The 24435-nt window shown below is 35.2% G+C and carries 17 protein-coding genes; 11 read left to right on the top strand and 6 right to left on the bottom strand.

Features of this window, described 5'->3' with window-relative positions; all coding sequences use genetic code 11:
* Positions 1–209 precede the first annotated feature (209 nt).
* The 3 genes from HW347_RS17740 (at position 210) to HW347_RS17750 (ending at position 5521) form a co-directional block, all read left to right on the top strand.
* Positions 210–605 (top strand): response regulator, encoded by a 396-nt coding sequence (locus tag HW347_RS17740; protein ID WP_214613086.1) that lies wholly within the window; start codon positions 210–212, stop codon positions 603–605.
* Between the two features lie 529 nt (positions 606–1134).
* Positions 1135–5115, top strand: coding sequence for a chemotaxis protein CheB (locus tag HW347_RS17745; protein ID WP_214613087.1), 3981 nt, complete (start codon positions 1135–1137; stop codon positions 5113–5115).
* Positions 5116–5125: 10 nt separating this feature from the next.
* Positions 5126–5521, top strand: coding sequence for a response regulator (locus HW347_RS17750; RefSeq protein ID WP_214613088.1), 396 nt, complete (start codon positions 5126–5128; stop codon positions 5519–5521).
* A 19-nt stretch (positions 5522–5540) separates the two neighbouring features.
* Here HW347_RS17750 and HW347_RS17755 read toward each other — a convergent pair whose 3' ends face one another.
* The gene (locus tag HW347_RS17755) at positions 5541–7787 is read right to left on the bottom strand and encodes an FUSC family protein (RefSeq protein WP_225901971.1); all 2247 of its coding nucleotides are present in this window, start codon (positions 7785–7787) and stop codon (positions 5541–5543) included.
* Positions 7788–7974: 187 nt separating this feature from the next.
* Between HW347_RS17755 and HW347_RS17760 the strand changes: the two genes are divergently transcribed.
* Both HW347_RS17760 and HW347_RS17765 read left to right on the top strand, forming a co-directional pair.
* On the top strand, positions 7975–9900 hold the full coding sequence (locus HW347_RS17760; protein WP_214613090.1) for a DUF294 nucleotidyltransferase-like domain-containing protein: 1926 nt from the start codon (positions 7975–7977) through the stop codon (positions 9898–9900).
* The gene (locus tag HW347_RS17765; RefSeq protein WP_214613091.1) at positions 9900–10559 is read left to right on the top strand and encodes a 3'-5' exonuclease; all 660 of its coding nucleotides are present in this window, start codon (positions 9900–9902) and stop codon (positions 10557–10559) included. Before HW347_RS17760 ends, HW347_RS17765 begins: the two co-directional genes overlap by 1 nt.
* Before the next feature lie 5 nt (positions 10560–10564).
* Here HW347_RS17765 and HW347_RS17770 read toward each other — a convergent pair whose 3' ends face one another.
* Both HW347_RS17770 and HW347_RS17775 read right to left on the bottom strand, forming a co-directional pair.
* Positions 10565–11515, bottom strand: a complete 951-nt coding sequence (locus HW347_RS17770; protein WP_214613092.1) for a phosphoribosylaminoimidazolesuccinocarboxamide synthase — start codon at positions 11513–11515, stop codon at positions 10565–10567.
* A gap of 42 nt (positions 11516–11557) precedes the next feature.
* Entirely contained in the window at positions 11558–12511 is a 954-nt protein-coding gene (locus HW347_RS17775) for a PhoH family protein (RefSeq protein ID WP_214613093.1), read from the bottom strand.
* A gap of 290 nt (positions 12512–12801) precedes the next feature.
* Here HW347_RS17775 and HW347_RS17780 point away from each other — a divergent pair, with 290 nt between their 5' ends.
* A complete protein-coding gene (locus HW347_RS17780) occupies positions 12802–13635 on the top strand; it encodes an SAM hydrolase/SAM-dependent halogenase family protein (RefSeq protein ID WP_214613094.1) in 834 nt (277 codons plus the stop codon).
* Between the two features lie 716 nt (positions 13636–14351).
* Positions 14352–15470 (top strand): DNA polymerase III subunit beta, encoded by a 1119-nt coding sequence (gene dnaN / locus HW347_RS17785; protein ID WP_155596767.1) that lies wholly within the window; start codon positions 14352–14354, stop codon positions 15468–15470.
* A gap of 72 nt (positions 15471–15542) precedes the next feature.
* On the opposite strand, the gene HW347_RS17790 is transcribed toward dnaN, so the two are convergent.
* A complete protein-coding gene (locus tag HW347_RS17790) occupies positions 15543–15908 on the bottom strand; it encodes a DUF4870 domain-containing protein (RefSeq protein ID WP_214613095.1) in 366 nt (121 codons plus the stop codon).
* 135 nt (positions 15909–16043) lie between these two features.
* Positions 16044–16523 carry a hypothetical protein gene (locus HW347_RS17795; protein ID WP_214613096.1) on the bottom strand — a complete coding sequence of 160 codons (480 nt, stop codon included), beginning with the start codon at positions 16521–16523 and terminating at the stop codon, positions 16044–16046.
* A gap of 138 nt (positions 16524–16661) precedes the next feature.
* Here HW347_RS17795 and mnmE point away from each other — a divergent pair, with 138 nt between their 5' ends.
* Positions 16662–18059 carry a tRNA uridine-5-carboxymethylaminomethyl(34) synthesis GTPase MnmE gene (gene mnmE / locus HW347_RS17800; RefSeq protein ID WP_214613097.1) on the top strand — a complete coding sequence of 466 codons (1398 nt, stop codon included), beginning with the start codon at positions 16662–16664 and terminating at the stop codon, positions 18057–18059.
* Between the two features lie 91 nt (positions 18060–18150).
* Here mnmE and HW347_RS17805 read toward each other — a convergent pair whose 3' ends face one another.
* On the bottom strand, positions 18151–20547 hold the full coding sequence (locus HW347_RS17805) for an Lcl domain-containing protein (protein WP_214613098.1): 2397 nt from the start codon (positions 20545–20547) through the stop codon (positions 18151–18153).
* An 893-nt stretch (positions 20548–21440) separates the two neighbouring features.
* Here HW347_RS17805 and HW347_RS17810 point away from each other — a divergent pair.
* The 3 genes from HW347_RS17810 to HW347_RS17820 all read left to right on the top strand — a co-directional run bounded on the left by HW347_RS17810 (position 21441) and on the right by HW347_RS17820 (position 24430).
* Entirely contained in the window at positions 21441–22271 is an 831-nt protein-coding gene (locus tag HW347_RS17810; protein ID WP_214613099.1) for a hypothetical protein, read from the top strand.
* A 47-nt stretch (positions 22272–22318) separates the two neighbouring features.
* The gene (locus HW347_RS17815) at positions 22319–23173 is read left to right on the top strand and encodes an NADase-type glycan-binding domain-containing protein (protein ID WP_214613100.1); all 855 of its coding nucleotides are present in this window, start codon (positions 22319–22321) and stop codon (positions 23171–23173) included.
* A 78-nt stretch (positions 23174–23251) separates the two neighbouring features.
* Entirely contained in the window at positions 23252–24430 is a 1179-nt protein-coding gene (locus HW347_RS17820; RefSeq protein ID WP_214613101.1) for a WD40/YVTN/BNR-like repeat-containing protein, read from the top strand.
* The last annotated feature ends 5 nt before the right edge of the window (positions 24431–24435 follow it).

The raw sequence follows: 24435 nt of genomic DNA on the forward strand, positions 1-24435 counted from the left end.
CAACCTATTATTAGCAATCATTCATGAATAAAAACTATTAGTTTATAAGAATTTTAAAGTTGACATTTTAACAAAAAATTCGGATATTCGCAATAATTTTCCCAAAATAACAAGCCTAATCATGAAGGTTGTAAAAGAAAAATAAAACTATTGCCAAAGGTTAATAATTTAGTGCATTTTACTTTTATTAAATCTATAATCCCCGTATTATGATAAAATCAATAGTACTTGTAGATGACAACACTGCTACAAACTACATTCATGAAACCTACTTAAAACGTGTAAACTGCGCGGCAAATATTCTTTCCTTTACCATGGGGAAATCTGCTCTTGACTACCTCAATAGTTTGAAAACGCTTCCGGAACTCATATTTGTAGATATAAATATGCCTTCTATGGATTCATGGGAGTTTATGGAAGAGTACGAGAAGATAGATATGTCTCTAAAAATTAACACGAGAGTAATTCTATTAACTACGTCCATACTGCCTTCTGATAAAGAGAAAATGGAACAATACAAACAAATTGATGCCATGATGTTCAAGCCGCTAAACGAAACCGCTATCAGGCAAATTATGACAGAATACTTTAATCTTACACTTTAGTTTTTTGAGTTTAAAGTTCTACAATTTCTAAAAAGAAAAACCGTATAACTGTTAAGTTTAATTAAAACAGGCAAAAACGTAATTTACGTTATCATAAAACTAAATATCTTCTTTTAAATTCAATACCTCCCCCACTTTTATATATTTTTAAATCTTGTGTTTTAATGTTGATTTTTTGCAAAGATTCCTGCAAAATTCATTTTTGAAATTCAAGCATCTAGCTACTTCTTCCTTTAGAATATTACAATGTATTTTTTGATGCTCCAAACCCTAGTATATAGAGTTTAAAACTGTTTTGAACCCTGATAAAAAATATTAGAAATTTTTTAAATTTTAAAATGGGCAAATATATGCGACTTAGATTACCTGTTCGTAAATTTTATTAGTCTTTTATGCATTGATAAAGCCTGCAAATTAATTGCTAAAAACGTGTTATTAAGAATATGAATAATTTCTTAATAATATTTTATGTTTTTTAACATATTTATGTAAGATATTAACTACTTTTATTCTGACCAAATTAACTTTAATGAGTGAATCCCTAGCTGTAGATAAGCCTACTGAACAAAATAAAACAAAGAGTAATAAATTCTCAATCATAGGTCTTGGCGCTAGTGCCGGAGGTTTAGAGGCTTTAAAATCTTTCTTTGATAATTTACCCGCCAAATTTGAACATAGTTTTGTTGTCGTACAACATTTAAGCCCGGACTACAAAAGTCTCATGGGCGAACTACTGTCTAAAAATACGGATATGCCTATTGTTGAGGTGGTTAAAAAGACAAAAATACAGCCTAAAACAGTTTATCTCTTAACTCCAAAAAAGAATATTTTCATAAAGGATGGCTACCTGCTTTTGGAAGATAAACCTATTGGAAGAACGTTAAATCTCCCAATCGATTTATTTTTTAAATCACTGGCTCGAGAAAAGACTAATAAGGCAGTTGCCATTATTCTTAGTGGAACAGGTAGCGACGGTACTTCTGGAGCTCGGGATATTAAAGAATTTGGTGGCATGGTAATGGTACAAAGCCCTGAACAAGCAGAGTTTGAAAGTATGCCGCAAAATGCCATAAACACCCATTTGGTAGATTATGTACTACCTACAGAGCAGATGGGAGAAGAGCTCCAAAGATTTGTTCAGCACCCTGCCGTTTATGGATCTCTTGAAGAAAACATCTTAAAGGACGAAGAAACCCTTATAAAGATTTTAAACTTTGTAAATAGCCAGACTAAATTAGATTTTGAATATTACAAGAGGCCTACCCTTGTACGTATGATTGCCCGTAGAATAGGCATTAAGCGTTTGGAAAAATTAAAAGATTACAAAGATTACCTATTTGAAAGACCTGAAGAAGCCCACTTCTTGGTAAGAGAGTTTTTAGTAGGGGTCACTAGTTTCTTTAGGGATGATTTGGTTTGGAACATCCTAGCCAATGAGACTATTCCTAAAATAATAACGGATAAGAAAAAGGATGACGCCATAAAATGTTGGTGTGTTGGTGTTAGTAGTGGAGAAGAAGCTTATTCCTTAGCGATAATCATCAATGAAATTCTCCTTAAACAGAATAAGAAAAATCTAGTAAAAATTTTTGCTACAGACATAGAAAAGAATCACCTGGACGATGGTTCAAAAGGTATGTATAACGAAAGTTCCGTAGCGAATATTTCAGAAAAACGATTAGCAGAAAACTTCACTAAAAAAGGGGACTATTACTACATAAATGAAAACATAAGGCGCATGGTTATCTTTAGTAAGCACAATGTGCTTAAAGACCCGCCTTTTAATAAAATGGATATTTCGCTTTGTAGAAATATGCTAATCTATTTACAGCCCGCAGCGCAGAACAGAACGCTAGATGTATTACATTATTCCCTTAACCTAAATGGTATTCTAGTATTAGGAAGTAGTGAATCTCTTGGTCGTCAAAAGGCTGCTTTTAATGAAATACATAGAAAGGAAAAAATATATAGTAATATACGCCCTGCTAAAATACTAGGGCTACAGCCTTACAACTCGCAGGGTACTCAAAAAAATGCGTTTGGCGTTAAGAATTTGAGCCACGAACGAAATACAAGACAACTCATTGTAGAGGCCTTAAGTGACAATCTACAGCTTGCGGCAATTATTATAGATGCTAATTTTAATATTGCAGATGCCTTTGGAGACCTAAGCAACTACATAAGTTTACCAAATAAAGGGTTTAGCATGAACTTGCTAAAAATGGTACCAGAAAGTGTTGCCACTGTTTTAAGCTATTCTATAAGAAAGGTTGGTAATACCAGCCAAAAAATAAAGCATGAGAATTTAAATTTTTCAACGGGAAAAGAGCCACTCATTGTTAATATGCACGTGGCATCTTTCCAAAATCCTTTAAATAGCAACCCTCCTAATTTTTTGGTAATTATTAGGCCAGTAGATATACAGACAGGACAAAGCATTCAATTTACAAAAAGTGATGATTCTCCTGAAAGCGTAAGAGAAACAGAGCTGGAGATTGAGCTAAAAGAAACTAGAGAGAGTCTTAAAAACATGATTGAAGAGGTAGAAACCAGCAATGAAGAGCTGCAAGCTACCAATGAGGAACTCTTAGCTTCTAATGAAGAGTTGCAAAGTACAAATGAAGAACTCCAAAGTGTAAATGAAGAACTCCATACTGTAAACACGGAACTTCAGGAAAAAATAGAAGAACTTGCCTTTGCTAATTCAGATTTAGACAACTTATTTAAAAGTACGGACATAGGTACAATATTTCTAGATAGCGAACTGAAAATCAGAAAGTTCACCCCTAGTGTGGCCAAACATTTTAATTTACTGAATAGTGATGTTAACCGTCCTTTAGAGCATTTTTCAAGTACATTTCACAAGAACAATTACAAGAATTTCATTTCAGATATTAAGTCCGTTATAATTAATGGTGCACCACTTCAAAACGAAGTAAAAGATGCCAAAGGGCATTGGTTTTTACAAAAAATTGTTCCTTTTCATGATGGTGGAGGGAATATTGCCGGAGCCACTCTTAGCTATGTTGATATTAACAAACTTAAATCGGCAGAACAAAGACTTTTAAATCATCAGCTTGCTATTGAGCAAACAACAGATAGTTTTTGGGATTTAAATATAGTTGACAACACCTATTATGTTAGCCGATCTATTGGTGATATTTTAGGTTATGACGAAGATGAAATTAAAGAAACTACAGAATTTTGGAATGCGCTATCCCACCCAGATGACTTAAAAACCCAAGAGAAGGTGATGAAAAAACATCTACAATCTCAGGGTAAGATTCCATACGCCGTAGAAACTAGATACAAACATAAATTAGGGCATTATGTAACCTTGCTAATAAGAGGAAAACTTGTAGAGTGGACAGACGACAGGCAACCAAAAAGAATGTTGGGGACCACCACAGATGTTTCTATGTTAAAAGAACTTCCTAAGTTAGAACAAGAGCTTCTTGATAAAAATAAGGTCTTTGAGCAAATTTTGAAAATAACCCTTGCCGGTTTCTGGGACTGGAATATTATAGAAAATACTGAGTACCTGAGTCCTACCTACAAAAAAATGTTTGGCTATGAAGATCATGAACTGAAAAATTCCCCAGAATCATGGCTAAAACTTGTACATCCGGAGGACTTACCTAACGTACTTAGCAACTTACAGGATCACATAAAAAGCAAAGGAAAAATACCTTATGACAACGAAGCTCGTTATTTTCATAAAGACGGAGGTACTATCTGGGTATGGTGCAAGGGCAATGTCATCGAGTGGAATGATAAAAATGGAGCTGTAAGGATGATTGGTAGTGTCATTGATATTACCAATCTCAAACAATTATCCCAAAGCAATAAAGAGCTAGAACGTTTTGCTTATGTAGCAAGTCATGACCTACAAGAGCCTTTACGAACCATAAGAGACTTTGTGGCGCTTTTTAAAGATGAATATTTTGAAGTATTAGACCCCAATGCCAATAATTACTTAGACTTCATAGAAGAGGCATCTGCCAGAATGGGACAATTGGTAAAAGTAATTTTGGCGTATTCTAAAATTGGAAGTGACTCTGAAAGAGAATTAGTTGATTTAAATGCTATTGTTGAAAACGTACGTAGAGATTTACGAATACGTATCGTTTCCACCAATGCCAAGCTAGTAATTAAGGAGCTACCAAATATAACAGGACACAAGGTTGAACTACATTCTCTTTTCCTAAACCTTATTGGTAATTCTATAAAATTCGTGAGCCAGACAGAGAACCCTATTGTTGAAATTGGTACGCTACCAACAGATAATGGCCATCTTATTTATGTTAAAGACAATGGCATAGGAATAGACAAAAAAAATCAGGATAATATTTTTGAGGTATTTAAAAGATTGCATAATCAGGAAGATTATGAAGGAACCGGTATAGGCTTGGCTCATTGTAAAAAAATAGTAGAACTACATAAAGGGAAAATATGGGTGCAATCAGAAATTGGTAAAGGATGTACTTTCCTCTTTAATTTAAATCTATAATTTTAAAAATATGCTAAAATCAATTGTTCTATTAGATGATAACAGTGCTACCAATTTTATTCATGAAACTTACTTAAGACGTGTAAACTGTGTGGAGAGAATCCACACTTTTACTATGGGAATAAAAGCAATTGAATATCTTAATACTTTAGAGGTATTCCCAGAGCTCATATTTGTAGATATAAACATGCCAACTATGGATGCTTGGGAGTTTATGGAGATTTATGAGAAGATTGATATGTCCCTAAAAATTAATACTAGGGTTATACTGTTAACCACTTCAATCATCCCTTCTGACAAGGGAAAAATGAGTTTATTTAGTGAAATTGAAACTATGTTGTTCAAACCGCTAAATGAAGAGGCTATAAAAAACATTATGATCGAGTACTTTAATCTAACATTATAATAAACCTTACTTATAGGCCCTATTCAACTACTATATCATTTTCAATTTTTTGGGCAAATCTTAGCATTTTTCCACTTAAAGAAAAGAGCCAACGTAATTGCCCTATAATCAAATGAGCCTCTTGTAAATTACGCTCATCCCCTACTTTTAAGGCATTTTCAAAATCCCATACAATGGTATTGAATTTCAGACGATTGTCCTCAAAGGATTGCTCCTGACTTTTTAGTGAAAAATTATCCTTTGTATATACATGTGCCAGAATACCAATTGCTCTTTCCAAGTTTCCTTCTATATGCGCTACAGCAGATTTAAACCCCTCGGAAGCTTCTGTGGTACAATGGTTCTGAATATACGAGCTTAAAGACGCCAATGAAGACAAAAAAGCATGGCTTAGCGTTACCAACTCATACACTTCATTTACATTTATCTGTTTTGATTTTGGTTCTTGAACCATTTGTTGAAAGGCTCCGCTTAAATTAGAGGTCTCATGAAAAGCTTTTTTACGAGTTAATCGTAAGGTTGTGTGATCTTTTTTATTTAAACTATAATAGGCTGCAATCTCCCTCAAAAAATTTTTATTGGCTATCAGGCAATTCTTAAGGTTATTATTCATGCTTAGAAAACCCCATGCAGGCCATAATACCAAAGTGGCTAGGAATGATAATCCTGCACCAATTACGGTATCAAGGATTCTAAACTGTATAACCGTCAAAATATCAGGACGGATAATACCGTAAATAAAAATAACACTCAATGTAATGAACGTTGCAGCTGTCTTATAATTTCGCTGTAGCATAGAAAAGGCTACGATTAGAGAACCTATACCCAGTATTGCAAACAAATAAGTATTTTGCACAAGGGACACGATAATAAAGGCAATAGCACCGCCTATAAGGGTTCCTATGATCCTATCCTTTGATCTTGTTTTGGTAAGTCCGTAACTAGGCCTTAAAATTATGATGATGGTCAATAAAATCCAATACGGATTCTGAAAATCAAATATGGTACCTATACCATAACCAATCATTACAGTTACCGCCAAACGAAGTGCATGCTTAAAAATAAGAGATTCAAAACTAAAATTACTCACCAACATCTTAGGGTCATAATCTTGCGGCGCTATAAATTTACGCGCATATTTTTCATCAATAAACTCTAGTTCCTCTTCCTTAGGGTCATCTAATAACCACTTTATCTTTTTTAATAGCTCTACTTGTTGTTCTTGGTATTCATATAGATTTTGGAGCATTAAATATGCACTCAAATTCTCATTATTTGGTTTCGATTTTAGCACGGATATCTCAATCTCTATGTCTTTTAGAGCTTGTTGCAACTCTCCGTTTTTAGGTAATTTTTTCTTATTCTTTCCAGCGTAACCTATTTCTTCTAATTGCTCGGACACTTTGAACATTAACTTTTGAAACCGCTCTACAAACTGGGGATGTTTTTCCAAAACTACAGCCATATTACTGTAATTAACTGGTTTAGCTATGGCTATTTCAAGCATTTCTACAAGCTGAGCTAAGACCAACAATTTCTTACTATGGTAAATAGAACGTCCTGAACTTCTACGATAAAGGATAAGAGTCTCCCTTAACTTCTCATGTTTCTCCATGAGTTGCTCTTGTAATTTATGGAGCTCGGAAAGTAACTTTTGCCTATCAAGACCCGGCTCAATCAATTGCCCTCTAATATGTAAAAAATTGGAAGTTAAGAGATAGGTTTCTTGAAAAGTCTCCTCTATTTCTCCTGTAGGATTAATACCGTGCCAAACCACAGCTAATAGCAGATACCACAAACCGCCCAGCCCCACCAACAATGCATATTGATAAACTTCTAGCTCCTGCAGTTCGTGTGCAAAACTCAGAACCAAGGCCAGTAAACCAGAAAAACTGATTAATGAAGCCCTAAAACCAAATACGGAGATATAAGCAATGGAAAAGGTCAATAGACCTAAAACGGGTATCAAAATGTAAATGGGCAAATCCAGATACCCCCCAATAAAACTAACGATGACCACTAAAGCGGCAGAGAAGAGAATACCAATTTTCTTATGTCTGTAGCTACCACTTGCATCGCTAGGCGAACTCCAAAAAGCTCCAAAACATATGGCCAGACCAATTTCTAACTGGTCAAAATATATTCCCAAAAGAATAGGAACAGTAACCGCTACGCCAACCATTATAGCTTTAGAAAAATCAGCGCTCTTAAAAAATTGTAAAAGCTCTCTAAAGTTTATTGCTATGTTTCCTTTAAATATGCCCAAAACCATGCTTTTGAACTATCAAAGATAGCAGATAACTTTGGGCTGCTTCAAAATGTTTAGCCTTCTTTCTAGAAAACTATTAACCCAAACTAAAAGAAGCGATGAAGAAGCCTTGGTATTCGTTCTTTATTTGGTTTTCCTTTTTTTTATGCTCCTCCTGATCTAACTTTAGCTTTAAATTTACTTTATGAAGAATACGATTTCTGCTCGGGTTGCCGATTTCCTCAAAAACTACCCGCCTTTTAACGAAGTAGCTACCAAGGAACTAGAAAACCTATCCGAACAAGTACGTATTATCTACAAAGTAAAGGGCGAGGTAATCTTTACTATTGAAGAAGAAGCTCACCCTTGTTTTTATGTAGTACATAAAGGTGCTGTAGTACTTACCAAAGAGCCGAATGATGAGGTTGTAGATTTATGTGATGAAGGTGATATTTTTGGCCTACGCCCACTTATTGCGAACGAAAACTATAAAATTGGAGCTAAAGCCTATGAAGAAACTATTCTTTACGCTATTCCAATAATTGAGTTTAAGCCGATAATTAAAGAATACGAAGCAGTTGGTACTTTTTTAATTGAAAGCTTTGCCTCCAACACCCGTAATCCATATTCAAAAAGTTATAGAGGAAAACTTTATGAGGGCTCCACTCCCACAGAAAGTAACCCCCTAAAAAGCAGTGAATTATTAGACGTGCAGGGCGTATCATATTCAAAAAAACTGATTTCTTGTTCCGAGAATACGACAATAAAGACCATAGCCACTACAATGACCGAAAAAAGAGTTGGATCTGTATTGATTGTAAAAGACAACCTTCCCGTTGGTATTATAACGGATAAAGATTTGCGGAATAAAATTGCTACCGGCCTTTTTCCTATAACCACTCGCGCTAAAAATGTCATGAGTTCGCCGGTAATTACCTATCCAAAAAAAATGACCGTCACACAAGCCCAAATGGCCATGATGAAAAGTAGTATTAGCCACTTGTGCCTTACTATGGACGGCACCCCAGATTCCGAAGCCGTAGGTATCATAAGCAAGCATGACATTATGTTTGAGCTAGGAAACAACCCCGCAGTACTACTAAAAGCCATAAAAAGAGCTAACGGATTCAAAAAACTAAAAACAGTCCGCAGAAGAATTATGGACTTGTTAAGTGGGTATTTAGAACAGAATTTACCATTAACACTTATCTCAAAAATTATTTCGGAGCTAAACGATGCCTGCATCAAACAAATCACCAAGATTGCGTTGTCCAGGATGGATGCCCCACCACCAGTTAAGTTTGCTTGGTTGGCCATGGGAAGTCAAGGTCGTAGCGAACAACTATTACAAACCGATCAAGATAACGCCTTAGTTTTTGAAAACGTACCTGATGAGCAGCTTACGGAAACACGTATTTACTTCTTAGAATTGGCAAAATTGGTCACTAAGGGCCTATTCAAAATAGGATACGAGTATTGCCCTGCAGAAATGATGGCCTCCAACCCTGATTGGTGTTTGAGCCTAGCCGAATGGAAAGACCGCACTTTTCACTGGATAACCAACCCTGGGCCGGATGAAGTTCTGTTGTCCTCGATATTCTTTGATTACAACCTTGCCTATGGCGATGTTAGTTTGGTGAACGAATTAAGTGCCCACCTTTTTGAAACTACCGAGAGATACCCCGTTTTCTTTTTACACCTAGCAAGCGGTGCACTCCAAAGCCCTTCCCCTAGCGGATTTTTCAGAAGCTTTTTAGTGGAAGAGGATGGTGAGTACAAGGATTTCTTTGATTTAAAACGAAGAGCTCTAATGCCTTTAATAGATGGAGCAAGAGTTCTTGTGCTCTCCCACCAAGTAAAGTCCATTAATAACACTGCAGAACGTTTTGAGAAGTTGGCTGAACTAGAACCAAACAACGAAGAACTTTTCTTAGCATGCTCCTATGCTACAAAAGCCTTGCTGAAATTCAGGACAAAACAAGGTTTATTACATAATGATTCTGGTCGTTTTATTGCTTTAACCAAACTGACCAAAGAAGAGAAAATAAAACTGAAACGTAGCTTTAAGACCATAAAAGATTTGCAGGAGCTTCTTAAAATTCGCTTTAAAGTAACAAACCTACTCGGCTAATGGATTTCTTCAAAAAAAAACGTAAAAAACACTACCCTGATTTTTGGTTAGAATACGAAGCAAAGTTCGACAAGAAGGTAGATTATACCATTTCCGAAATACGTTTTGTTGTGTTTGATACAGAAACTACGGGCTTTGATTATGATACAGACCGCATACTATCTATTGGCGCCCTGTCCATAAAGAACAACAGTATTCCTATAAATGACAGTTTTGAGGTCTTTCTTTACCAACATTTTTACCATGCTAAAAACATAGAAATCCACGGAATTTTACAGGAAGAAAGACAAGAACGGATTACCGAGCTAGAAGCCTTGATTAAGTTTCTAGAGTATATTGGGGATTCTGTATTGGTGGCCCATCATGCCGGTTTTGACCGGAACATGATCAACCACGCTTTGAACCGTCATGGAATGCCCAACCTGAAGAATAAATTTTTGGATACTTCAGTTCTTTACAAAAGGACTCTAATCAAATCTCCGCTGCTACATGTAAAGCCACAATATTCTTTAGATGAGCTGGCGGAAAAATTTGACATATCAAAAAAGGATCGACACACCGCTTTGGGCGATGCCTATATAACCGCCATTGCTTTTATAAAAATTGTTCAGAGATTAAAAACAAAGAAGAATTTTTCAGCGAAAAAACTACTTAAATAAAATTTTTACCTCTTTAAGTAATTAAGCACATTTCCTTCTATACGATTCTGTATATCAGATATATCTGCTTTAACAAAAGTTTCTCCTGTAATGTTTTCGTAAAGCTCAATATACCTTTCAGAAACTGACTCCACATAAGTATCTGTCATCTCTGGTAAAGTCTGCCCTTCCAAACCTTGAAAGCCATTTTTAATTAACCATTGACGCACAAATTCTTTAGATAATTGCTTTTGAGGCTCGTCTTTATCCTGTAGTTCTTTATACGTATCCGCATAAAAATAACGTGAAGAATCCGGCGTATGTATTTCGTCTATCAAGACTATCTTACCGTCTTTAGTCTTTCCAAATTCATATTTGGTATCCACTAGAATAAGACCTCTTTCTGCAGCAATCTGAGTCCCTCTTTCAAAAAGAGCTTTTGTATATTTCTCTAGCACTTCATAATCTTCCTTAGAAACAATACCTCTTTTAAGAATATCTTCTTTAGAAATATCCTCATCATGATCACCCATTTCCGCTTTGGTAGCTGGTGTAATAATAGGCTCTGGAAATTTATCATTTTCCTTCATTCCCTCTGGCATAGCTACACCACACAACATACGCTTACCCAGTTTGTACTCACGGGCCGCATGACCAGATTGATATCCTCTAATGACCATTTCTACCTTAAAAGGCTCGCAAGCATGACCTACAGCTACATTAGGATCAGGCGTAGCCATTAACCAATTAGGAACAATGTCCTTAGTAGCTTCCATCATTTTGGTGGCTATCTGATTCAAAATTTGACCTTTGTATGGAATACCCTTTGGCATCACCACATCAAAAGCCGATAGACGGTCCGTGGCAACCATAACCAATACGCCGTTATCAAGTTTATATACTTCACGCACCTTGCCTTTGTAAACACTTTTCTGGCCCGGAAATTCAAAATTTGTATCTGTAATGGTACTGCTCATAGGATGTTCGTGATTTTTTATTAAAAGAGAGAGAATTCTAAATTAATTTTGGTGTTCTATATTCTTGTATGCGTCAATAACTTTCTTCACTAGTTTATGACGTACCACATCTTTATCATCTAGGTATATAATCTCAATACCTTCTGTATCCTTAAGTATTAGAAGCGCCTCTTTTAGACCTGAAATCATTCTTCTTGGCAAATCTATCTGACCCGGATCACCCGTTATCATAAACTTGGCATTCTTACCCATACGAGTCAGAAACATTTTCATCTGTGCGTGAGTGGTATTTTGTGCCTCGTCCAAAATAACAAAGGCATTGTCTAAGGTACGGCCACGCATAAAAGCCAACGGAGCAATTTGAATGATATCGTTCTCAATTAAATGCGTTAGTTTTTCAGCGGGAATCATATCTCTTAGCGCATCATATATGGGTTGCATATACGGATCTAGCTTTTCTTTTAAATCTCCTGGCAAAAACCCTAAATTCTCTCCCGCTTCTACTGCAGGTCTTGTTAAGATAATACGTCGTACTTGCTTTTCTTTCAAAGCTTTAACAGCAAGAGCTACCCCTGTATACGTTTTGCCCGTACCAGCTGGCCCTATAGCAAAAACCATATCGTTATTTTTAGCAGCAGCTACCAGCCTGCGCTGGTTTAATGTTTGCGGTTTTATCAACCTTCCGTTAACGCCATGCACCAAAGTTTCATCACTGCTTTTGGGCGTCTCGTAATCCGTAGATATATTACTGGTCAACACCCTTTCAATGACGTTTTCATCTAGTTTATTATACTTTCCAAAATGATCGGTAATCATGTCAAAGCGACGCTCGAATTCTTCCAAGAGTTCTTCGTCTCCGTAGACTTTTATCTTGCTTCCACGTGCTACTATTTTTAACTTTGGAAAATACTTTTTAAGTAGGTCGATATTTTCATTTTGTTGCCCAAAAAATTCTCTCGGGCTAATCTCGGTAAGTTCTATTATGAGTTCGTTCAAAAAGTTGAGGTGTTAAAATGAAAGCCTGTGAACATAATATTTCGCTTGGCTGTTTTTTTGTTATAATTTTGTTTAACAAACTTAACGAAAATTTCAGTTTGCCTAACTAAAACATATCAACATTACTGTATGATAGCGAACTCAAATAATCAGATTCATTTTTTCTCAAATAGCATCTTGCATTCCTTTCTGAAAAGGTTTAGTGTGGTCATTACGGTTTCACGCGCCATTAGGCAATCGTCTCAAACTAAGCTAACACCTGTTTTTCTTGATGTAAATGAAAATAATTTATGAATCCAATTATAACGCTAACCACAGATTTTGGTCTTAAAGACTACTTTGTTGGCACCCTTAAGGGAACCATCTACAAAGAGCTTCATGATGCCAGAATAGTTGATATCTCCCATAATATAAGCCCTTTCAATATTCAGGAATGTGCTTACATTCTCAAAAACTCATACGAACACTTTCCTGAAGGCACCATACATATTGTTGGTGTAGACTCAGAGCCCACACCGGAGAACCAACACGTAGCCGTATTGGTAAACGGCCACTATTTTATTAGTGCGAACAATGGCGTTATAGGCCTTATCACCAGTGAAATTGAGCCAGAAAAAGTGGTGGAATTGAATATACCCAACCCTAGTCATGGATCATTCCCTGTTTTAGATGTTTTTGTACAGGTTGCTTGCCATATTGCACGCGGTGGTACTTTAGAGGTCGTAGGGAAATCTTTTGACCAACTTAAGGACCTTCGCGAATTTTCACCTACCGTGATGGATAATGGAAACAAAATTATAGGTAGCGTCATTTATATTGATGCTTACGGAAATGTTGTTACCAATATTAATAGAAACTTCTTTGAAGCTTACCGAAAGGGACGAGATTTTGAGATTACTGCCCGCACGACTAAATTCACTAAGATTCATAATAAGTATAGTGATATCATCAACTTTGACTTAGATAAAGGACAGCGTAAAGGAGCAGGAGACCGTTTAGCGCTTTTCAACAGTGCTAATTACATACAACTGGCGATTTATAAAAGCGACCTGAATACCGTGGGCGGAGCCTCTACCCTATTAGGGCTTGATTTTAGAGATACGGTTACCGTTACTTTTTCTTAGCAAACTACCTCGAGGCAAGCGCAAGAGACATTAAAAGAAATATACCTTGATTTCGTGGCAAGCCTCGGAGCATTTAATATCGATTATCGAGTAAATCATAAACTGTTTATAAATTTTATGTGATGTTTTTCAGGCGTGAAAGACAATTATACCATAAAGGATATAACCCAATGGCAGTTTTTATATCGGGCGAATTTTCATCGGCATTCACAAATCGTATTAAACCAACTTCATTACAAGGTGCTTTAGACCAAAGCGAAGAAAACTAAATACTTGTAGTTTCAGGTGGTGATATAATCCGCAATCAGACACGTATCAATAGCATTTAGTATAAAGATATGACAAGTGGAAAAACAACTATTACGATAACAAAGAATTTTTAATAAACGCCTTGAATTTCCATTTAGATGAAAAATGACTTATAAACATTCAAAATAAAAAAGTTTTTGCACCCTTCCAAGCCCCACCAAAGATAGCAGACCAAAAAACTAAATGATAGCTAATAAATATAGGGCTTCCCATAGGGTTAACACTTCTTCTTGAAGTCATTTTGAGCTATTTTAGAAGACGTAAATACAGGGCCTAGGTGTTAATAAGTTTGTTTCGCTAAAAAATGCTTTTCAAATATCTTTGTTTCACTCAGGTTTTTTAAAACTTGGTTTAAATTCGAGACATTTTAGACACTATATACCACAATTTGAAATAACGATTCTCCTATGAAATTCATAGTATCCAGTACGTATCTCTTAAAGCAATTACAAGTTTTAGGTGGTGTTATTAATAATAGCAACACACTACCTATTCTAGACAACTTTCTATTTGACCTTGATAATAACAAATTAACGGTCTCCGCTTCTGATCTCGAAACTACAATGAGTTCAGTGCTAGATGTAGATTCTGACAACCAAGGTACCATTGCCGTTCCGGCTCGCCTTCTGTTAGAGACGCTAAAGACTTTTCCGGAGCAACCCTTAACTTTTGTTGTTGAAGACAATAACACGGTAGAAATAAGCTCTAATCACGGTAAATATGCTTTGGCGTATGCCGATGGAGCAGAATTTCCTAAAGCTGTTGAATTGGCCAACCCTAGCTCCACCACCCTTCTTGGAGATATCTTGGCTACCGCTATTGACAAAACTATATTTGCAGCAGGTAATGATGACCTTAGACCTGTAATGAGCGGTGTGTTCTTTCAGTTCTCTACAGAGAGTTTAACTTTTGTTGCTACGGATGCTCACAAATTGGTAAAATACCAACGAACTGATGTTACCGCTTCACAAGTTGCTGAATTTATAATGCCTAAAAAACCTTTGACTCTTTTAAAGGGAATATTAGGAGGTAGCGAATCTGATGTTGTTATTGAGTACAATGACAGTAACGCTAAATTCAGTTTTGAGAATACAGAACTTATCTGTCGTTTAATAGACGGAAAATATCCAAACTACGAAGCAGTAATCCCTAAGGAGAATCCAAATGTGCTTTCTATTGCTAGAAATCAATTTTTGAGTTCAGTAAAAAGGGTTGCTATTTTCTCTAACAAAACTACCCACCAGATTCGTTTAAAAATTGCTGGGGCAGAACTTAATATTTCTGCAGAAGATATTGACTACAGTAACAAAGCCGAAGAACGTTTGACTTGTTCTTACCAAGGTGATGATATGCAAATTGGTTTTAACTCTCGTTTCCTAACCGAAATGCTGAACAACCTTAACTCTGATGATGTTTCATTGGAAATGAGCTTACCGAACAGAGCAGGTATCCTTACTCCTATTGATGGTCTTGATGAGGGTGAAAATGTAACTATGCTTGTAATGCCGGTTATGCTTAACAGCTAAACAGATACTACTAGAATATAAAAAGTCCCAAGAAGAAATTCTTGGGGCTTTTTCATTTTTATAAGGTGATTATTAAGAGATAAAAGGAATGGTCATAAACTTACTCGGTTTTTCGCCATTACTAGCTCTCACCGCATTTACTATAGGCATTATAAAAGCTACTATCCCTATAAAAATTAAGCTCAAGATACCTAGGCCAAAAAGTAATATGGCCGGTACACTTAGAATTGTAAATAGTAATACTGTCAACTGAAAATTTACAATAGACTTACCGTGCTCATCCATTCCGTTTACCGTGTCTTTTGTTGTAAGCCATAATAATAGCGGAACTATTAGACCGCCAAAACCGGTGACATAGGTCAAAAATTGCGACAGATGTGCAATTACCAATAATTGATTGTTTTGTTCAAGAGTTCTGTTGTGATTGATGATTTCCATTTTTTGATTGTTTTAGGGGTTCTACAAATAAGACGACCGAAAACAAAAAATGTTACAATATTCATTAAATATTAAAACAAAAAAATCCCGCAAGAGCAATGCCTTACGGGATTATTCTATAATAAGTTTACAACCCTAAAGCTTACTCTGTAGCTTTATCAATTTTTGCTTATTCTTGTTTATACTTGATTTCAGTTTACCCAACTTCTTTTCAATTTTGGCAACCTCATTAGGAGAAAGTCTTCCCTTAATTTTATCAACCTCCATTTTATTCCTGATTTTGGCAACCTTACTTTCGTCTTTCTTCAATCCTTTTTCTACTGTGCCGATTTGACTAGCAAGCTTTTCGTGTTTCTTAGTCGCCTTATCAGCAGCTTTTTGCGCTTTTATGATTGCATCTGCTTCTTTTTCAGCTGCTTTAGCTTCTTTTTCGGCTGCTTTTGCCTCTTTCTCAGTTACTTCAATTTGTTTTCTTAGCTCTTTAGCTTCTCTCTGAGCTATCTCTACTTGAGAAATTGAATCATTTCTAACCTCTTTTACCTCTTCCTCTTGTGCAAATGAAAAAGTTGCCGCTCCAAAAAGAATAACAGAAAATATTAATAAACGTTTCTTCATAAAAATATATTTAAATAGTTAATGGAGGACGAAGTTACTTATTTTCCGTTACCCAAAAACATTCCGCTATTAAATTTTTGAAGCCTGTTTTTGAATTTCTTTCTACTTGTTTTTGCCTATTTTTGCAAAAACTTTTCAATGGTTCCTAACGATAATATTATAGCATTGGCAACCCCTTCAGGTGCTGGAGCAATTGCAGTCATCCGTATTTCTGGTGAGACTGCAATAGATACCGCAGCCAATTTTTTTAAATCTTCCTACGGGAAAGATTTAAGAAAAAAGAAGAGCCATACGATTAGTTTAGGGCATATTGTAGAAGACAATAAGATATTAGATGAAGTTTTGGTCTCCGTTTTTAAGGGACCAAATTCCTATACCGGCGAGAATGTTATTGAAATATCCTGTCATGGTTCGCCTTACATTCAGCAACAGGTTATTCAATTGTTTCTTAGGAACGGTTGTAGAACTGCAGATGCTGGAGAATTTACCCTAAGAGCATTCTTAAACGGGAAAATGGACTTAAGCCAAGCCGAAGCCGTTGCAGACCTTATTGCCAGTGACAATGCCGCTAGCCATCAGATTGCTATACAACAGATGCGTGGCGGATTTAGTAATGAGATTAAAAACCTACGTGCAGAGCTTTTAAATTTTGCATCGCTCATTGAACTTGAACTCGATTTCTCTGAAGAAGATGTAGAATTTGCAGATCGCACACAGTTTAATGACCTTCTAACACGCATTCAAAAAGTATTGAAAAGCCTAATAGATTCTTTTGCGGTAGGAAACGTTATAAAAAACGGAATTCCAGTTGCCATTGTAGGTGAACCCAATGTTGGCAAGTCCACTTTACTGAATGCATTTCTTAATGAAGAACGTGCTTTGGTTTCGGACATAGCTGGTACCACTCGTGATACAATTGAAGATGAAATAGCCATAGGAGGAATCGGTTTTCGGTTTATAGATACGGCCGGTATCCGGGAAACCCAAGATGTGGTGGAAGGCATGGGCATTAAACGAACTTTTGAGAAAATTGAACAATCTCAGGTAATCTTGCTCTTGGTAGATGGCTCTAAGATTTTAGCTGAAAGCGGGAAGCTAAAAAATATCACTATCGACTTTGAAAAAATAAAGAACAAAAATCCTTTAAAGCCACTTCTTCTATTAGTAAATAAGGCCGATACCCTTTCCGATGCTGATAAAGAGGTTATCGCCCAACACCTAGATGCTGTGAATTACCTTTCTGCCAAAACAGGTGAAGGTGTTGAGCAACTGAAAAACAGCTTATTGCAATTTGTAAATACAGGAGCGCTTCGTAACAACGAAACTATTGTAACCAATTCACGCCACTACGATTCACTACTCAAAGCCTTAGAAGAAATTGAGAAAGTTCAATTTGGTATGGAAGAAGACCTCTCTAGCGACCTTATGGCTATTGATGTGCGCGAAGCACTATATCACTTAGGAGAAATAACAGGGCAAGTGACTAATGATGAATTGTTGGGGAATATTTTTGCAAATTTTTGTATCGGGAAGTAGATTCTAATTTTATTGAACTTTACCCTATTAACTTTATAAATTACAGAAATAGGGATTCAATATTTTTTTTACAAGATTAACATACTCTTCCCTATCGCTTAAAATCTTTAATGGCCCGAACTCGAAATTTTCGGTGCGTTCCTGAGCTATTATAGTGATATGAGGCATTACCATCGCTGAATTTTACAAGACGCGCTTGATGCTCATCAAATGGTGTAGCGCTCCAATACAACTCATTTTCGAATTTCCCCTTGTTATCCGTACCTGGCCCAATAGTTTTATAAAGGTCCCGTAATTCATCTAGTTCGGGTAATCGCCATCCTTCACCTAATTGCTCATGAATATTCATAGCGTTTTTCCATGTCATTGGACCTTTGTCCTCTATATAAGCAATTTTCCCCGTTTTGTTCGATGAGTCAATAGTAAAGATTATTCCACCATTGTAAATATCCCCAGTACCTAATTTTAAGGTAGCTCCTGCATCGATCTCTTCAATATTCTCCGTTTTGACAATAGCATCGGAAACTACTTCTACTTTCTCAACTTCTAACGGTGTAAATGATTGTTTTTGAGAATCCCCCAGGAATACGTAAGTTAATATTCCAAAAATAACAAGGGCTACGATTAAGAGCCCGGAACGAACTTTTACGTTCTTGTACGTACCAATGTTCTTTTTAGCTTTATTATAAAATTGATTAATTGCATCAATGATTTTGACTAGGGAATCTTGTAAAATCTTAAAATACTTTTTAACCGCTCCTTTAAGTGCCAAAGTTCTTTCATTGAGCTTTATATCCCATTGAGCTTCGCGTAATTTTTTTAGTAGTATAGTCCGTTTTTTCTCCTCTACCGCCATTTGGGGTATTGGCTCTTCACTGTCCCATTTTTCTTCCGAAACAACTCTTCTGGCCTTTACATCTAGTTTTTTATCTAACAACTGCCTATATTTTGATAAGCTTTCTTTTGTTACTGTTTTGAGTGATGTAACTCTTATGCCGAGTTTATTTTTCCATTCTGTCGCTTTAATGGCATTGAGCACTGTTGGGCGTTTTTTCCGCTCTACCGCTATTTGAGTATTTTGTTCTTCTTTATCCTTAACTTCTTTATTAATCTTTAACAGACGCTTACATTTTAAAACACTTTCTGTAGCAACTATTTTCAGCGAGGCTACTCTTTCGGCAAGCTTATTTTTCCATAATGTTGCATCAAAGTCCTTGAGCACTGCAAGCCGTTTTTTTCTCTCTGTCGCTATTTGGGTCTTGGGTTCTTTTTTGCCCGACTTTTCTGTTTCAACTTTTAAAACCTCTATCTCTGTTTTATTATCAAAGCAATGATTATATTTTGCAAGATCAGTTTTTCTAGTGACTGTTTGTTCTACGACTACTATTTCTTCTATTTCTTTTTCCTGTCGTGTCTCTCTAACTGGATTTATTATTTTGGCGCTTATTTTTTCCTCAACCACCAGTTGAACTCTTGGTTCTTCAATAATCCGCTTTCTTTCCGGAATTATGCTCCGGGCCTCTATCGTATTCCCGTTGTTGAATCGATAGTTATATTTAGCAAGACCATTTTTTCTATTTGGTGTTCTTTTTGTGGTAACTGTTTCTCCAAATCCATTTTCCCAAGGCACTTCTCTTAAAGATTTGGTTGCCTGCCCGTGTCTTTTCTCCCCTATTGCTATACGAGCTTTTATAAATTCTCTTTCACGAATTTCTTCTTGAACTATTGCCCTCTTGTCCTGGGCTTCTTTCTCAATTCTTCTTTGGTCTTCCGCTTTCTCTCTTAACCTTTTCTCCCTTAAAATTTGTTCTTGAACCTCTGCTGACTCGTCATCAGTTATATTTTCTTCTTCAACATTCTCTTTTGTTCCTACTTCTTCCTTATTTTTTATCTCATTTTCCACTTTATGCTCAGAAACACTTTCTTGGAAGAAGTCAATTGCTATTTGCCCTTCGGTTATTGAACTTGACACCTTCTGTTCCTCTACATTAACAGGTTTTTCTATAGTATTCTTTTTGGTCAAAGAATTTAGCAAACCCATGATATAATAGGAAATTTGTGTAAAAACGATGTCTGTTGGATTCCCGTCACTTATTGGATTTTCATTTTTGCGAAAGACCTGAAGCTCGTTAAAATTAAAATTGTAATGTTCAAAAGTAAAATTGACGTCCCAAGAGCATTCATCAAGAATTATAGGGATTATCACAGCCCTATCCGTTTTATATCGATTTATGAGCATTTTAAATTCATCACTTTTGACAAATTCAGAATTCATAAAAGTATTGCTCAATAAAATCGGAAATACATCTGTTTGGGGTAATCGAGATTCATTTGTTGATTTCCATTGCTCTATATCATCAACGGAATCATCACTCCAAACAGCTATATTGAAGTTATTTTTTATGGATTGTAAATGGAGTAAGAAATACTTCAGCACATCTTTATCTTGGCTGGAATAAATCGCTAAGATATTTTTTGTTGAATTCATATTTTAAAGAAGTAACTGTAAGTAAAATCTTGACCTGGTTTAGGTTTAAAATGACATCTAGCTTTAATTTGAGTAATAGCCATTTAAGCTGCTAAAAATAAGGATAATTTTTATCTAAAAGATACTACAAATGAATTATTTTATACTTTCTAAAAGTTTAGTAACGTGTAACATAAAGACCTTTCTGTAAAGATTTTGATTAATAGTAGTTTTTGCTATTTCTATTTCTTAGCCCTGCTATAATCTAGCCGTTATTATCATTCTTTATCAATATAAAACTAGTTATTTCTGCGAAAAACAGATAAAAATATATGAACAGAATAAAATGGTCATAAGTATAAGATAAAGATAATGCAACACAAATAATCTTCAGTCAAAGAATATTGAAGGACTCTGACATATCAATGTCATAATCAGTTTTACTTGTGGTTACAAAAGCATCCTCATTATATAGTTCCTTTTTTGGGCATTCTACACCATCTTTTCCGCAAGGTTTTCGCCCTACTTCAAAGTCCTAATAGTAGAATTTCAGAACCTAACTTCACCTGTTTATATAGACTGAAGTCGGATACGGGCTTCTTGGAGGTTTTTATCAACAATATCCACATTTAAGTGATTATTTATACACACTTGTATTTTTTTAAGGTCTATACTTTTAATGTGTTGCACTTGGTGATTGTCCTAACCAACTGCAGTGCCGCTAATTTAGCTAACATAGATTACATATTATTATTCGCATACAAATGCCTAATATTTATATAGTAACATTCACCAAGATGTAATATACCATTTGCTACAATAACCATATGATGACTATCCTTTTTGTACTCGTCGTGGCTTTTAACAATACTTTTATTACGATTTTTTTGTTATTAAACTATTATAACCTAACCATGAAATACATTCTATTATCCTGTTTTTTATATCTAAATATAATGGTGGCACAGCAACCAGAAAAAAATGCTGAGAATAAATCTAAAACTTTAGAAGGTTTCTATGACTTGTCTGAAATGGAAATGCCAACTAAACTTTATCTATTAGACAACAACCTATTTCATTACTATTCAATTTTTGGGAGTGTAGATTTAGAAGTTTATGGCACCTATAGCATAGAGGGCAATGAACTAAAATTACAGCCAAACAAAGAGTTAGTACAACCTTATATTTTATATGCAAGACACAATGACCAGTTAAAAGACTCCATATCCATTAATTATATAAGCCCTGAACATCACAGAGAAAAAATGTTTTTCAAGGTTGATAAAAAATGGGTCACAAACCTTGAAAGCAAAGGTAGTTTTGAAGAAGTTTCAATTAAATTCAAGAGTAAAGCCATAAAAGATATAAAGGTTAACCTAACCGCTAGCCAGTTACGTGAAACGCCAGTTTTTAATACAGTAGAACTCTATTTTGGTAAAGTGTCTGAAGGCGATAATGAATTTATTATGGATAACAATCGTTTTTATTATATGAGAAAACGCTTGGCTAAAACTCCATTACTGTTAGAAGGAGATACTATTATTAGTGGAGATGAAAAAAGAATACGAGAACCTTTACATGAGTCTGATAAAGAAGCTATAACAAAATATATTACAAAAGGAGGTATTTTCTCTGACACAACCATAAACCGTGGCAATGAGTTTTACAAAATCGATCTTAAAAAAGAAGATTCAAAACCTCTGCTACATGTGTTGAAAAATGGAAAAGTAAAGGAAGAATACTAATATATAAGCCTCTATTTCTTAAAGACCTTTCTAAAGACCAAATAGTAATGAAATTAACCAAACTACTTTTCTTCTCCATATACTTTATCGCACAATTTTCAGTGTTTGCTCAAGAGTCACCTACTCTTGAGCCTAAAATAGAAACAGAATATGATTTTGTAACAAAGAAAGATTTATGGTCTACTTGTAATTCATTATTTACGGATATGACGGTTTGGAACAATTATGATGAAGACGAAAGAAATAAATTGACAAGCAAATGTGGAGAGTTAGGTTACAGTGAAGCATGTGAAGACATGTGGAATATTATTTGTGGTGATGACTGGACAGATGAAGGCTATAACATAAATTATCTAGACGATACTACTGCGTTCTGCAAAGTATCATCTGCCTTAGAACCACAAAATGGTAATTCATACGACTACTCTAGTATAAGTGACTTGAGTTATGCCACAGCATGGGTTGAGGGTGTTAAAGGAGATGGAATTGGTGAATATGTTGAGTTTAACTTCCCTACGCAGCATCCACGTATTACAACTATTAAGATTGCAAATGGATATATCAAAGACAAGACTACTTGGAAAAATAACTCCCGAGTAAGGCAATTAAAAGTATGTGTAAACAATACAGAATTTGCCATTTTAAATCTTAAAGATGTGTATGCAGAGCAGATTTTTGAAATACCAACAATAGGTTTTGAAATAACATACCGCGGCTCTAATGACGATGGTACAAGTTGGTATAAATACAAAGATGAGAATGGTAACACATTCAAATCTTATAATAAGGAAATAGAATCAGGAGATACAATAAGGTTTGAAATCATAAGCGTTTACAAAGGCGATAAATACGATGATACCGCTATAACAGAAATATATTTTTCGGGATTAGATGTGTATTAATAATTCTTTTATAAAAAGTATAACGCTATTGATGATTATTATTCAGGTTTTAAAAAGCATGTTTTAGAAAAATAAATCATGAAAATATTACGGTCTATAATGCTAATCTTAATAGTTGTTCTTCACTCTTGTAAAGGGCAAAATAATCAAGAAGAAAAACCACTTACTGGCTTTAATAAGGTAGAAATAGTTCTAGACAATGAGTTTGTAACTAAAGATACCATTACCCAAAAAGGAACAAGCTTTTTAAATGCTTCAACCAACCAAGATGTTTCTGTTTTACATCATATAGAAGAAACAGGGTTTCATATGTATAATGGTTTAGCTTTCAAAAACAAGGATATTGGTGTACTAGTTGGTGGCGCAGGATTAATAACAAGAATTACCAAAGATGGTGGTAAAACTTGGTTAGAAAATCGTTTTTCTAGATTCGGTAATCCGTTTTATTCTGCAGCATTTTCAGGTGACAACATCTTTGTTATAGGTGATAGTGAATATATTTTTACTTCACCAGATTTAGGAGAAAGCTGGAGTGTTTTCAACACGAAAGACCTCTATGAAAAAAGAGGTTATTTCTTTAACAAATATTACAAAATACGCTTTGTTAACGAGCAAGTTGGTTTTATTACCGGTTATGGTTACATCAATGGAGAAGAAGAAAGTTTTGCTGTTATTCTAAAAACCGTAGATGCAGGTAAAACTTGGACTACTATTGAATACAAAGGCTTAGAAAAAGAAACAGAAGGAATTTCAGACTTTGTGGCCTTTTCAGAAAAGGAAATCATCGTAGTTACTTTTTCTGGTAGAAGTTATAAAAGTAGCGATGGCGGCATTAATTGGAAACTACTTTTTGAGACAGACAGTGAAGATTTTGTAAACCTCAACTCTATTGCATTCTTAAACCAAAACATTGGCTTAATAGGCGGTCTAGGAGGCGATTTATTCTATACAAATAATGGTGGAAAAGATTGGCGTAAAATTGACATGCCGCAAGACGGCGACGGATATAAAGCTAACATTTCTGATATTCTTTTTACCCAAAAATCTGCCCTAATTACTACAAGTATATCTTCAGATTATTACAGAGATACTTTTGTTTACGAACTCAATATTGATGGAACTAATATAAGACCCTTCTTGACTTCAGAAAATGAAGAGGTATTATTTACAGGTGAGTCATATGGAATTCAGGCTATTGCTGATGAAGTACTTATTTTAGATAGAGATAATTTGTATAAAACAGCAATAAACAATTAAGTAAA

It is taken from the genome of Zobellia barbeyronii (assembly GCF_018603515.1).
GTDB classification, from domain to species: domain Bacteria; phylum Bacteroidota; class Bacteroidia; order Flavobacteriales; family Flavobacteriaceae; genus Zobellia; species Zobellia barbeyronii.

Coding starts and splice junctions, on each gene's coding strand:
- HW347_RS17740 (WP_214613086.1), top strand. CDS start 210: ATGATAAAATCAATAGTACTTGTAGATGACAACACTGCTACAAACTAC.
- HW347_RS17745 (WP_214613087.1), top strand. CDS start 1,135: ATGAGTGAATCCCTAGCTGTAGATAAGCCTACTGAACAAAATAAAACA.
- HW347_RS17750 (WP_214613088.1), top strand. CDS start 5,126: ATGCTAAAATCAATTGTTCTATTAGATGATAACAGTGCTACCAATTTT.
- HW347_RS17760 (WP_214613090.1), top strand. CDS start 7,975: ATGAAGAATACGATTTCTGCTCGGGTTGCCGATTTCCTCAAAAACTAC.
- HW347_RS17765 (WP_214613091.1), top strand. CDS start 9,900: ATGGATTTCTTCAAAAAAAAACGTAAAAAACACTACCCTGATTTTTGG.
- HW347_RS17770 (WP_214613092.1), bottom strand. CDS start 11,515: ATGAGCAGTACCATTACAGATACAAATTTTGAATTTCCGGGCCAGAAA.
- HW347_RS17780 (WP_214613094.1), top strand. CDS start 12,802: ATGAATCCAATTATAACGCTAACCACAGATTTTGGTCTTAAAGACTAC.
- dnaN (WP_155596767.1), top strand. CDS start 14,352: ATGAAATTCATAGTATCCAGTACGTATCTCTTAAAGCAATTACAAGTT.
- HW347_RS17790 (WP_214613095.1), bottom strand. CDS start 15,908: ATGGAAATCATCAATCACAACAGAACTCTTGAACAAAACAATCAATTA.
- HW347_RS17795 (WP_214613096.1), bottom strand. CDS start 16,523: ATGAAGAAACGTTTATTAATATTTTCTGTTATTCTTTTTGGAGCGGCA.
- mnmE (WP_214613097.1), top strand. CDS start 16,662: ATGGTTCCTAACGATAATATTATAGCATTGGCAACCCCTTCAGGTGCT.
- HW347_RS17805 (WP_214613098.1), bottom strand. CDS start 20,547: ATGAATTCAACAAAAAATATCTTAGCGATTTATTCCAGCCAAGATAAA.
- HW347_RS17810 (WP_214613099.1), top strand. CDS start 21,441: ATGAAATACATTCTATTATCCTGTTTTTTATATCTAAATATAATGGTG.
- HW347_RS17815 (WP_214613100.1), top strand. CDS start 22,319: ATGAAATTAACCAAACTACTTTTCTTCTCCATATACTTTATCGCACAA.
- HW347_RS17820 (WP_214613101.1), top strand. CDS start 23,252: ATGAAAATATTACGGTCTATAATGCTAATCTTAATAGTTGTTCTTCAC.